The sequence below is a fragment of the Streptomyces sp. E11-3 genome, assembly GCF_046540415.1.
In the GTDB taxonomy this organism is placed as follows: Bacteria; Actinomycetota; Actinomycetes; order Streptomycetales; family Streptomycetaceae; genus Streptomyces.
In genome coordinates, this window is sequence record NZ_JAZGRL010000003.1 from 831,219 (window position 1) to 843,252 (window position 12,034).

Sequence of the window (12,034 nt, forward strand, 5' to 3'; positions counted from 1 at the left end):
ACCGGGGAGGGTGGGCAGGGTGAAGCCGACACCGGAGCGCGCCACGCCCGTCGGGCGAGCCGACCTTCTCGCCCGCCTGACGGGTGTGCTGCACAGCCGGGGGCGCGCCCTGCTCACGGGGGCGGCCGGCATCGGCAAGACCGAGGTGGCGCAGGCCGCCGGGGCGCGCGCCGCCGCGCTGGGCGAGACCGTGGTGTGGCTCGCCCCGCAGCCGGCGGACCGTCCCATACCCGGCGCGGCCGCCGCCGCCCTCGTCGCCTCCGTGCCCGCTTTCGCGCTGGACGGGCTGCCGCAGCCGCAGCGGACCGCGGTCGCGGTGCTCTGCCGGGAGGCCGAGGCCACCGACGCGGGCTGGGATCCGATCGCGCTGCGGCTGGGCATCGCCCGCATCCTGCGCAACCTGGCCGCGCGGAGCCCCGTGCTCCTGGTCATCGACGACGCCCAGCTCATCGACGCGGACAGCGCGGACCTCCTGCGCTTCGCGCTCCATCTGGCCCCGCCCGAACTGCGCGTGCTCGTCGTCGAGACCCCCGAGCCGCACGCTCCGAGGCTGACACCAACACCAACACCAACACCGACACCGACACCGACACCGACACCGACACCGACACCGACGACGGACATGGACCCGGCGGGACCGCCCCTGTGGGTGCCGTCCGAGGCCGACGTGCTGCTGGTGCCGCCGCTGCACGCCGACGAAATCGCCGAACTCCTCGTCCACCACCGGCTGCCCTCCCGGATGGCGGGCCGCATCCACCGCGCCAGCGGCGGCAATCCACGGATCGCACTCGCCGTCGGCAGGTCCCTCGCGGACGCCACGACACCCGTGCACCACGCGGAGGCGCTGCCGCTGTCCGGGCGTGCCCGCGACCTGGCGCGCCGGATGCTGGCCGCCGCCTGTCCCTCCGTACGGGCCTCGCTGCTCCTCGCCGCGCTCGCGCTCCGGCCGACGGCGTCGATGATCCGCAGGGCCGGGCGTCCGGACGCCGAGGCGGAGCTGGCCGCGGCGGAGCGGGCCGGTCTCGTCACGCTGACGGAGGACGGGACGGTGGCGTTCACCGCCGGTGTGCTGCCCTCTACGCTCGTGCACGACACCAGCTGGACGGTGCGCAGGGACGGCCATGCGGCGCTGGCCACCGTGGCGGACGACCCCGTGGAGGCCGTACGGCACCGGGCCCTGGCCGCCGATGCCCCCGATGAGCAGCTCGCCGCCGAGGTCGCCGAGGCCGCGCACACGGCGCGCCGAAGCGGTAACAACACGCTGGCCGCCGAACTGGCCCTGCTCGCCGCCGAGTCGACGCCCGGCCTGCCGACCGGTCGACGGCTGACCCGGCTGGCAGGCGCCGCACAGGCGGCCGCGCGCGCCGCGCGCGCCGATCTGGCGCTGCGCGCGGCAGGCGATCTGCTGGCCCGCGACGCCGAACCCGCCGACCGGGTGCGCGCCCGGCTCGCCGTGCTGGACACGGCGGGGCAGGGGCTGACCGACCTCGACGAGCTCTACGCGCACGCGATGGAGGACTCCGAGGACGATCCCGGCCTGCGTGCGGCGGTGCTGCTGCGGCTCGCGGTCAAGTACGTGGTCGCCGACGGGGACCCGGTGCGCTCGCGGGCCGCCGCCGTGGAGTCCGCCCGGCTCGCGTCCTCGGCGGGGGACCGGCACACCGCCGCGCAGGCGCTGACGCAACAGGCCAGGATGGACCGGGTGCTGGGCGCCCCGGAGGCCGAGGAGACGCTCACCGAGGCGTGTGTCCTGGAGCTGGCCGACGGGCCGCCGGGCATCCGCAACACCGCACAGATCCTGACGATCCGGCACGCCCTCTTCGACGACCGGCTGGACGAGGCCCGCGACCGGCTGCAGGCGCTGGTACCGCTGGTGGAGCGGCGCGGCCCGGTCGAGGACTCCATCGAGCTGTTCCGCACGGCGGCCGAGGTGGAGTCGCGGCGCGGCCAGTGCGCGGCGGCGCTCTCCCACGCCGGGCGGTCGCTGGCGCTGACGCTGGAGGCCGGTCTGTCGCCGGGGCCCGCCTGGTTCGCACTGGCGGTGGCCGAGACCGCGGGCGGCAGCTTCGCCCGCGCCGCGAGCTACGCCCGGCGCAGCGCCCAGGCGTCGGAGGAGGAAGGCGACCATGTCTTCCTCTCCCGCAGTCTGTACGCCCTGGGCCGGGTGCAGTTGGCGACGGGCGATGTGGCGGGCGCGCTGGAGACGCTGCGCCGGGTGCGGGAGGGACAGCGAGTCCACGGGACCGTCGATCCGTCGATGCTGCGCTGGCACGAGGAGCTGGCGGAGGCGCTGCTGGCGAATGACGCGCTTCAGGAGGCTCAGGCGCTGCTCGTGGACGCCGGCCCGGTGGCCGAGCGGCTGGGCCGTACGACGGTGCTGCTGGGCTTCGACCGGGTGTACGCGCTCTGTCTGGCGGCGGGCGGCAAGCCCGATGAGGCGGTCAGGCTGCTGGCGGAGACAGCGGAGAAGTTCGCCGCGCACGGTCTGCCGCTGGAGGAGGGGCGCTGTCTGATCGCGCTGGCCCGGGTGGAGCGCCGTCGCCGACGGCGGTCGGCCGCGCAGCAGGCGCTACAGGCAGCGGCCGCGGTCTTCGAACGGGCGGGGGCCGCGCCCTGGCTGGAGCTGGCCGTGGAGGGCACGCCGCGCCCTTCGCGCGCGGCCCGCGCCGAGGCGGCGACGCCCGTGGACAGCGGCGCGCTCCCGCTGCTCACGGAGGCCGAGTGGCGGCTGGCTCAGCTGGTCGGCCAGGGGGCGAGCAACCAGGAGGCGGCGGCCCGGCTGTATCTGAGCGTGAAGACGGTGGAGGCCCGGCTGACCCGGATCTACCAGAAGCTGGATGTGCGCTCCCGCGCGCAGCTGGCGAACGCCCTGAGCACCGACCCCGGCGGTGGCGGCCGCGCGCTGCCGGGTACGACACCGGCCCCAGGCTAGGTCCTGTCGGGAAAGCCACTGGTCACAGCCGGAGACGGGCCCTGAGGGGGCCGCCACCGGCGCTTTGGAGGGGGGCGCACCGGTGGCGGCATGCTGCCGGCCGCATGCGGCGGAGAGGGTGGTCAGCGTTCGCAGCCAGCAGCGAGGCCGACACCGCACTGCGGAGACTCACCGGCAGCATGCCGGTTTGACGGCGGCGCAGGCGCGCGGGTTCCCCGGTTGCGCGCCCCCATCGGCTACGGACCGCGGCAGCACCATGGCCAGGACAGGCGACGTATCCGATCTACGCCGCGCCCCCGGCGCACCCCATCCGATGGACGCAAAGCCCCCGGCCCCCTCTGGCGTGCGCCCGGCTCGACGGGTCACGCTGAACGCACATATCGGGGGGTTCACCATGCGCACAGTGCGCGATGTACGGACCGTGGGGGTGGTGTGCGCGCTCATGGTCGTGGCCGCGCTCGCATCCTGCCAGAAGTCGCCGGGTCCCGGGGGCAGCAACAGACTCGACGGCACCAACACGACCAGCGCGGCCACGGGGTACGGCGCGACGTTCCTCGGGGTCGGTGAATGCGGCTCGCGCGGCCGCGACTTCACCGAGGTGGCGTGTACCAGCGAGCGGGCTCTGGCGCGTGTCACCGCCCGCTACGACGGAAAGCGGGCGAACGGCCCCAGCTGCCCGGAGCGCACGGACTTCGTCCTGCACATCACGGAGAACCGCCCGGCGACTGACAAGGAGAGCGACGGGAAGAGCACCGGGAAGAGCGACGGGAAGAGTGCCGCACCCCAGGGCTTCGCCTGCATGCGCAACCTGGAACCGCCGCACCCCGGCGACCCCGGCGGCGGCGGAGGCCCGCGCACCATCGTCGGCGACTGCGTCTTCAACTCCAAGGCGGGCGAGGTGAGGGAGACGGCCTGCGACGGCTCGGGCGAGAACCGCCCGCAGTTCAAGGTCACTTCAGCCGTCACCAGCCGCGCCAAGTGCCCCCGGTCCACGACCCTGTACGTCCAACTGGGCGGCAAGAAGCCGGTGGGCTGCGCCCGGCCCGTATGAACCGGTACTCACCACCAGTACGCACAACACCGCGCCCGCCACCGAAAGGCAGCGGGCGCGGCAGGAAGCACGGATCGGCGTCAGTGCCGCATCGTGAACTCCCGCTTGAGGTCACGCTTGTCCAGCTTCGCGTCGTACGTCGCCAACGGCTTGGCCTTGGCCTCGTCGGCTCGGACCGTGGCCGGGGCGACGCCCGCCCACTTCAGGATCGCGGCGGTGGCCTTGGCGCGCTCGTCACCCTTCAGCGCCGCGACGTTGGCGCCGTGGTTGGCGCCGGGGGCGACGTAGACGTACGAGTCCTTGGCGTACTCGCTGAGGCGGAACGGCTCGGCCCCCCACGGGTCGTTCTCGCCGTTGACGAAGAGCATGCGCTCGGCGTTGTACCGGACCCAGGTGTCGACGTCCCGCATCTTCCACGGGTTGAACCACATCGGGATGTCACGCGGCACGAACTCCCGCGGCGCCTGGTAGCCGTAGCGCGAGAGGCCGTCCAGGTGCGGCTGCTGGATGTTGGGCGAGCCCAGCTCGGTGCCTGCCTGGTAGTAGTACGGCGTGTACGGCTCCAGGCCCTGGTCGGTGTAGAAGGAGAAGCCGGAGATGTCGTCTACGTAGGTGTAGATCTCCTGGTCGGTGGCGGTGGCCGCGGTGGGCACGTCCTTGCAGTCCGCCTCGCTGCTGTACTGCCAGAAGGCCCAGACCATGTCGGAGACGACGGCTTCGTACGACTTGTCGAGGCTGCCGACGGTCTTGAAGGTGGCGCCGGACTCGGCCGCCCAGTCGGCGTACAGCTTCTTCAGCGGCTCACGGCGTACCAGTGCCTCGCGCTGCACCGCGTTCAGGGCGTCGCGGCACTTCTTGGTGCCGACGTTCTCGAAGAAGCGGTCGTAGGCCGAATCTTCCCTGTTCACCACGTCGTTGGGCGCGACGTAGGCGACGACACCGTCCATGTCGTTGGGGTGGAAGCGCTCGTAGTACGTCGCCGTCATGCCGCCCTTGGAACCGCCGGTGGACAGCCAGTTCTTGCTGTAGATCGGCTTCAGCGCCTTGAAGATGCGGTGCTGGTCGTTGGCCGCCTGCTCGATGTTCAGATCGGACCAGTTGGCGGGGCTCGGCCGGGACGGATCAAAGAAGCGGTACTCCATCGACACCTGGTTACCGTCGATGATCCGCGTCGGCTCGCTGCGGAAGGGGCTGGTGCGAAGGTGGTAGCCCGAGGTGTGGAAGACCGTCGGGCGGTTGGTGTCCTTGTGTAGCACGGACAGTCTCTGCTGGAACGTCCCCTTGTCCGGCTGCCGGTGGTCGACCGGCTGCGTGTAGTTGAGGACGAAGTACCGATAGCCGCGGTACGGCTTCTCCTCGATCAGGCTCATGCCCGGTATCTCGAGGAGCCGGTCCTTGATGTTGGTCGCCTTTGGCTCGGCGGCGGTGGCCGCCCCAGCCGCGCTCAAGGTACCTATCAGCACCACGAGCGACAGCAGCCATCTGAGCGCCTTGCGCATGCATCCTCCCCTGGGTTCACGGATGTCCGCCGGAACTTAGCGGAGCAAGTCGCCTGACACCAGGGGCCGTTGAGAGCTATGGGCTTGTTAAGTACGGTTCAGCACAGGATCCAGCCGGAGCTCACCGAGCCCTTGCCGACCTTTCCCCTGATCCATACGCAGCGTTTGCCCGCGTAGACCTTGACGGGGCCCGCGTACTGGGTGAACCGGCCCGCGTTCGTCACCGGATGGCCGCCGCGCGCCTGCACACTGACGGACATGTACTGGCGCTTGCCCGACTTCTTGGGGCGGCTCAGGGCGCAGACGAAACCGCGGCTCTTGTAGACGTGTACGGCACCGGTGGAGAACGGCAGGGTGCGCACCTTCTTCCCCGGACAGGGACCGGCGGCGTGCGCCTGGCCGACACCGGGGCCCGTCAGGCCGAGCAACAGAGCCGCGGCCAGCGCGACGGCGCAGAGTGTCCACCGTCCGCGTCCCGCGGTTGTCCCCCCGTAGCGCACAGGCGTCCCTCCCGACTCGGCAGCGTACAGATGTACGGACGCGGCGGGCAGGCCGAACGGTTGCACACCCCTCGAACGGGTTCTGCGGGGGTGCGCAACGGGCCGCGACCGGAGCCGCGATGCGGGCCGCGGTGGAGCCCCGATGGGCCGCGACGGGGCCGCGAGGCGCCTTAGGCCTGCTCTAGGCCACCGCCGACTCGGGCTCTCCCACGAACGTCCGCCACAGCTCCGCGTACCGGCCGCCCAGAGCCAGCAGCTCCTCGTGCGTGCCGTCCTCGGCGACCCGGCCGTGGTCCATCACCACCACCCGGTCCGCGCGCGCCGCGGTGGTCAGCCGGTGCGCGACCACCAGTGTGGTGCGGCGGCCCGCGACCCGGTCGGTGGCCTGGTTGACCTGCGCTTCGGTCGCCAGGTCGAGGGCGGCCGTGGCCTCGTCGAGCAGCAGGACGTCCGGGTCCACCAACTCGGCACGGGCCAGGGCGATCAGCTGGCGCTGGCCCGCCGAGAGGTTGCGGCCGCGCTCGGTGACCTCGTGCAGATAGCCGCCGTCCAGCGTGGCGATCATGTCGTGCGCGCCGACCGCCCGCGCCGCGGCCTCCACCTGCGCGTCCGTCGCGTCGGGACGGCCGTACGCGATCGCGTCGCGCACCGTACCCGCGAAGAGGTACGCCTCCTGGGGGACGACGCCGAGCCGGTGCCGGTACGCCGTCAGGTCGAGGGAACGCAGATCCGTGCCGTCGACCGTCACCCTGCCGCTGGTCGGGTCGTAGAACCGGGCGACCAGCTTGACCAGCGTCGACTTGCCCGCGCCGGTCTCGCCGACGAAGGCCACCGTCTGGCCCGCGGGGATGCGCAGCGAGACCTCGCTCAGCGCCTCTTCCTCGCCCCCGTACGCGAAGTGCACGTCATCGAAGGCGATCTCGCCCCGCAGGGACGGGACGCCGAGCGGCTTCTCGGCAGCCGCGGTCGAGGTCGGCTCCCGCAGCAGCTCCTGGATACGGCCGAGCGAGACGGTCGCCTGCTGGTAGCCGTCGAAGACCTGCGACAGCTGCTGCACGGGCGCGAAGAACAGCTCGATATAGAGGAGATACGCGACCAGCGCACCGGTCGTCAGGGTCCCGGCCTCGACCCGGCCCGCCCCCACGATCAGTACGGCCGCCGCAGCCACCGACGACAGCAACTGCACGAACGGGAAGTAGACCGATATCAGCCACTGGCCGCGGATACGCGCCCGACGGTAGCTGTCGCTGCGTTCGGTGAAGCGCGCGTAGCCGCTGTGCTCGCGCCGGAAGGCCTGCACGATGCGCAGTCCGGAGACCGACTCCTGCAGGTCGGCGTTGACCAGCGACACCCGCTCGCGGGCGAGTTCGTACGCCTTCACACTCGACTTGCGGAAGAAGTACGTCCCGACGATCAGGATCGGCAGGGTCGCGAAGACGACCAGCGCCAGACCCACATCGATCACCAGCAGCGCGACCATGATGCCGAAGAAGGTGACGACGGAGACGAAGGCGGTGACCAGGCCGGTCTGCAGGAAGGTGGACAGCGCGTCCACATCCGTGGTCATCCGGGTCATGATCCGGCCGGTCAGCTCGCGCTCGTAGTAGTCGAGCCCGAGCCGCTGCAGCTGCGCGAAGATCTTCAGGCGCAGTGAGTACAGGATGCGCTCGCCGGTGCGGCCCGTCATCCGGGTCTCGCCGATCTGCGCACCCCACTGGACCAGCACGGCCACCAGGCCGAGCGCTGCCGCCGCCCAGACCGCGCCGAGCGCCGCCTGCGAGACGCCCTCGTCGATGCCGTGCCGGATCAGCACCGGCAGCAGCAGGCCCATGCTCGCGTCGACGGCGACCAGGCCGAGCGCCAGCAGCAGCGGCAGTCCGAAGCCGCGCAGCAGTCTGCGCAGCCCGTACGACTCCTCGGGTGCGACCGCCCTCGCCTCGTCGATGCCCGGCGTGTCGGTGGCCGGGGGCAGCGCGTCGACCTGGGCGAGCAGCTCGGGGCTGGCCGGGGAGCCGGACAGGGCCGCGTCCTTGGGTTCGCGGTCACCGGCCCACAGGGTGGGCGTGATGCCCCGCTCGGCGTCGAACTCGGCGTCCAGCTCCTCCCGTACGGAGGTGTACTCCAGCACGTCGGGAGCGGCCTCGGGCAGCGTGTGGCCGGGCGATACGCCGCCCAGCTCGTCCGGGTCGGTCAGCAGCCGCCGGTACAGCGGCGAGCGCCGCTCCAGCTCCGCGTGCGTACCGATGTCGGCGAGCCGCCCGTCGTCGAGTACGGCGATGCGGTCGGCGAGGTTGAGCGTAGAGCGGCGGTGGGCGATCAGCAGTGTCGTACGCCCGGCCATGACCCCGCGCAGCGCCTCGTGGATCTCGTGCTCCACGCGCGCGTCGACGGCCGATGTGGCGTCGTCCAGGAGCAGCAGCCGGGGGTCGGTGAGGATCGCCCGGGCCAGCGCGATCCGCTGCCGCTGCCCACCGGACAGGGTCAGCCCGTGCTCGCCGACCGTGGTGTCGTAGCCGTTCGGCAGCTCGTCGATGAAACGGTCCGCCTGGGCGGCGCGCGCGGCGGTCTCGATCTGCTCCTGGGTGGCGTCGGGGACCCCGTACGCGATGTTCGCCCGCACCGTGTCCGAGAACAGGAAGCTGTCCTCCGGTACGAGGCCGATGGCGGCCCGCAGCGATGCGAGGGTCAGCTCGCGCACATCGTGCCCGCCGACCAGGACCGCGCCCTGGGTGACGTCGTAGTAGCGGGGCAGCAGCAGCGAGACGGTCGACTTGCCGCTGCCGGACGACCCGACCACGGCGACGGTCTCACCGGGTTGGATCTCCAGCGAGAAGTCGTCGAGCACGGGCCGCCCGTCCTCGTACGCGAACCCCACCCCGTCGAACTCGACGGTGGCGGGAGCGTCGGCGGGAAGCTCCTTCCTGCCGTCCTCGATCAGCGGTTCGGTGTCGATCAACTCCAGCACCCGCTCGACACCGGCGCGCGCCTGCTGCCCCACGGTGAGCACCATGGCCAGCATCCGGACCGGTCCGACCAGCTGCGCCAGATACGTCGAGAACGCGACGAACGTCCCGAGCGTGATCTCGCCCTTGACCGCCAGCCAGCCGCCGAGGGCCAGCATCGCGACCTGCCCGAGCGCCGGTACGGACTGCAGCGCCGGGGTGTACCGCGAGTTGAACCGGATGGTCCGCAGCCGCCCCGCGAACAGCTTGCGGCCGACCTCCCGCAGCTTCCCGGTCTCCTGGTCCTCCTGCCCGAACCCCTTGACGACCCGCACCCCGGTTACGGCACCGTCGACGACGCCCGCGACCGCGGCCGCCTGGGCCTGCGCATACCAGGTCGCGGGGTGCAGCCGGGTCTTGCTGCGCTTGGCGATGAACCACAGGGCGGGCGCCACAGCGACCGCGACCAGGGTCAGCGGCAGTGACAGCCACGCCATGATCCCCAGCGAGATGAAGAAGAGCAGGAAGTTGCCGATGGTCATCGGCAGCATGAAGAGCAGCCCCTGGATCAGCTGCAGGTCGCTGGTGGCCCGCCCGACGACCTGACCGGTGGACAGCTCGTCCTGCCGCCGCCCGTCGAGTGTGGTGATGGTGCCGTACATGTCCGTACGGAGGTCGTGCTGGACGTCGAGGGCGAGCCGCCCGCCGTAGAAGCGCCGTATGTACGTCAGTACGTACACGACGACCGCGGCGCCTATCAGCAACCCCGTCCACACGGCCAGTGACCGCGCGCGCGTGTCGATCACGTCATCGATGATCACCTTGGTGATCAGCGGCACCAGCGCCATCACGGCCATGCCACCGAGGGAGGCGCCGAGCGCGAGCACCACGTCCTTCGGGTACCGCCACGCGTACCCGGCCAGTCGCCGCGCCCACCCCTGCTCCGATGCCACCGGTGCCTCCCGTCGTACGGATCTGCCGGAAGGACCAACGCGGTGGGCGGCCGATTTCATCCCTGGGGCCGCGGAGAGGCGTCGGTCCTGGGAGGTCACGGGCGTCAGTCCTGGGAGGTCACGAAGCAGAACTCGTTGCCTTCCGGGTCGCACATGGCCTGGAACGCCCCCTGGTCGTCGGTGACCGCCGCGCCGCTCAGGGTGGCGCCCAGGCGTACAGCCTCGGTCGCGGCGGTCTCGAGGTCGTCGACCGCGATGTCGAGGTGGAGCCGGTTCTTGACGGCCTTGCTCTCGGGTACGGGCTGGAAGGCGAGGCGGGGGAATCCGGGCGGCTCGACGTGGGACCAGTCGCGGGCGCGGTCGACCGGGGTGCCGCCGAGCAGGCCGGACCAGAAGCGGACCAGGGTCTTCGGATCGTGGCAGTCCACGACGACTTGTTCCAGGCGTGCGCGCATGGGCGCCAGCGTAGGAGGGCGGGGCCACGGCCGGGCCGGGGGCCGCGGCCGCGGGCCTGAGCTTTGCTCAGGCGGCCTCGTTCAGGAGCCGCGACAGATGCTCCCGACCCGGCCCGAGCAGGCCTTCCAGCGGGGCCGCCGCCTCGTACCAGCGCTTCTCGTACTCCCAGCACAGCCAGCCGTCCCAGCCGGCGCGGCTGAGCAGCTCCACGCACTCCGTGAGCGGCAGCACGCCGGTGCCGAGCGGCAGCGGGGTGGTGTCCTCGGCCGACGCGATGTCCTTGACCTGGACATAGCCCAGGTGCGGGGCGAGCGCGGCGTAGGACGCGGAGGGCTGTTCGCCGCCGAGCCAGGTGTGCATCACGTCCCACAGGGCGCCCGCGCCATGGCGGCCGACCTGGTCGAGTACGCGGGCCGCCGCGGCTCCGGTGCGGTGCGAGTCGTGGGTCTCCAGGAGGATGCGTACGCCGAGCCCCGTGGCGTACTCCGCGGCCGCTTCGAGGCGGCGCGCGGCGGTCGCGTCCGCGTCGGCGGCACTCTGCGTGTCGGCGGCGCCCGGGAAGACCCGGACGTTCGGGGCGCCGAGGTCGTGGGCCAGTTCCGCCAGGGCGCGGATCTCCGCCAGTACGGGGCCGTCCTCGCCGGGTGCCGCCACGCGCGCGTAGCCGGCGATGCCGAGGATCTCGATGCCGCCCGCCTTGAACTCTGCGGCGACGTCGGCCCGTTCGTCCGGACCGATGCCGGGGTGCACCGGCTCTTCGGAGTGTGCGCGGAGTTCCACGCCGTGGTAGCCGTGGGACGCGGCGAGCCGTACCACGTCGGGGATGGGCAGTCCGGGCATGCCGAGGGTGGAGAAGGCCAACTTCATGCGGGGCTCCTGGGTCCGTCCGGGGACTGCGGACCCTAGCAGCGGCGCACGCCAGGTCAAGGCGGGATGTGCGCCACCCGGCCGCCCTGGTCAGCCGATTGCCCTGGACGGCCGATTGCCCAGGTCAGCCGATCGACGTGGACCGCCGACCGACGTGGACCGCCGACCGACGTGGACCGCCGACCGACGTGGACCGCCGACCGACGTGGACCGCCGATCGACGTGGACCGCCGATCGACCTAGTCAGGCGTCTCCTGTAGTCGCAGCCGCCAGTCCTGGCCCACCAGGTCCACCCCGAAGGAGCGGTGCGGCTGCTCCGCGGCCAGGACGAAGCCGTGCCGCTGGTAGATCCTGCGGGCGGCCCGCAGGACGTCGTTCGTCCACAGGACCAGCTCGCGGTACCCCTGCTCGCGGGCGAAGTCGACGCAGGCGCGCACCAGCCGGTCGCCGACGCCGTGCCCGCGCGCCTCCGGCTCGACCAGGAGCAGCCGCAGCCGCGCGGTGCCGGGTGCCTCATCGCGTACGCACATCACGGATCCGACGGGACGGCCGTCGAGCTCGGCGATCCACACCCGCTCCAGGTGCGGGTCGTGGTCCTCGGCGAAGTCGGCCACGATACGGGCGACCAGGCCCTCGTAGTCGGTGTTCCAGCCGAACTCGGCGGCGTACAGGACCGCGTTGCGGTGCACCATCCAGCCGAGGTCGCCCGGCTGGGTGTCGCGCAGCCGTACACGCGCCGGTTCAGCCATCATGCCAAGCCCTCCGTACGAGCCGCTGTCCAGCCGCTGTCTCCCGTCCCGCCACGATAGTGCCGGGGACCGGGACCGGGGTCGG

8 protein-coding genes are annotated in these 12,034 nt (G+C 72.2%); 2 read left to right on the forward strand and 6 right to left on the reverse strand.

Annotation, left to right across the window (positions count from 1 at the left end; all coding sequences use genetic code 11):
* Positions 1-19 precede the first annotated feature (19 nt).
* Positions 20-2,932: an AAA family ATPase gene (locus U9R90_RS33325; RefSeq protein WP_411060860.1), complete on the forward strand. Its 2,913-nt coding sequence runs from the start codon at positions 20-22 to the stop codon at positions 2,930-2,932.
* A 394-nt stretch (positions 2,933-3,326) separates the two neighbouring features.
* Entirely contained in the window at positions 3,327-3,983 is a 657-nt protein-coding gene (locus U9R90_RS33330) for a hypothetical protein (protein ID WP_411060861.1), read from the forward strand.
* Between the two features lie 80 nt (positions 3,984-4,063).
* Here U9R90_RS33330 and U9R90_RS33335 read toward each other — a convergent pair whose 3' ends face one another.
* The 6 genes from U9R90_RS33335 to U9R90_RS33360 form a co-directional block, all read right to left on the reverse strand.
* Positions 4,064-5,482, reverse strand: a complete 1,419-nt coding sequence (locus U9R90_RS33335; protein WP_411060862.1) for a S28 family serine protease — start codon at positions 5,480-5,482, stop codon at positions 4,064-4,066.
* A gap of 98 nt (positions 5,483-5,580) precedes the next feature.
* A complete protein-coding gene (locus U9R90_RS33340; RefSeq protein WP_411060863.1) occupies positions 5,581-5,982 on the reverse strand; it encodes a hypothetical protein in 402 nt (133 codons plus the stop codon).
* 181 nt (positions 5,983-6,163) lie between these two features.
* A complete protein-coding gene (locus tag U9R90_RS33345; RefSeq protein WP_411060865.1) occupies positions 6,164-9,877 on the reverse strand; it encodes an ABC transporter ATP-binding protein in 3,714 nt (1,237 codons plus the stop codon).
* 104 nt (positions 9,878-9,981) lie between these two features.
* A complete protein-coding gene (locus tag U9R90_RS33350) occupies positions 9,982-10,332 on the reverse strand; it encodes a VOC family protein (protein ID WP_411060866.1) in 351 nt (116 codons plus the stop codon).
* Between the two features lie 67 nt (positions 10,333-10,399).
* A complete protein-coding gene (locus U9R90_RS33355) occupies positions 10,400-11,200 on the reverse strand; it encodes a sugar phosphate isomerase/epimerase family protein (protein WP_411060868.1) in 801 nt (266 codons plus the stop codon).
* A 239-nt stretch (positions 11,201-11,439) separates the two neighbouring features.
* Positions 11,440-12,034: GNAT family N-acetyltransferase (locus U9R90_RS33360; RefSeq protein ID WP_411060870.1), on the reverse strand; the 595-nt coding region annotated here is incomplete at its 5' end.

Bases quoted from the DNA above. Each gene is read 5' to 3' on its own strand.
- U9R90_RS33335 (WP_411060862.1), bottom strand. From the start codon at position 5,482: ATGCGCAAGGCGCTCAGATGGCTGCTGTCGCTCGTGGTGCTGATAGGT.
- U9R90_RS33350 (WP_411060866.1), bottom strand. From the start codon at position 10,332: ATGCGCGCACGCCTGGAACAAGTCGTCGTGGACTGCCACGATCCGAAG.
- U9R90_RS33355 (WP_411060868.1), bottom strand. From the start codon at position 11,200: ATGAAGTTGGCCTTCTCCACCCTCGGCATGCCCGGACTGCCCATCCCC.
- U9R90_RS33330 (WP_411060861.1), top strand. From the start codon at position 3,327: ATGCGCACAGTGCGCGATGTACGGACCGTGGGGGTGGTGTGCGCGCTC.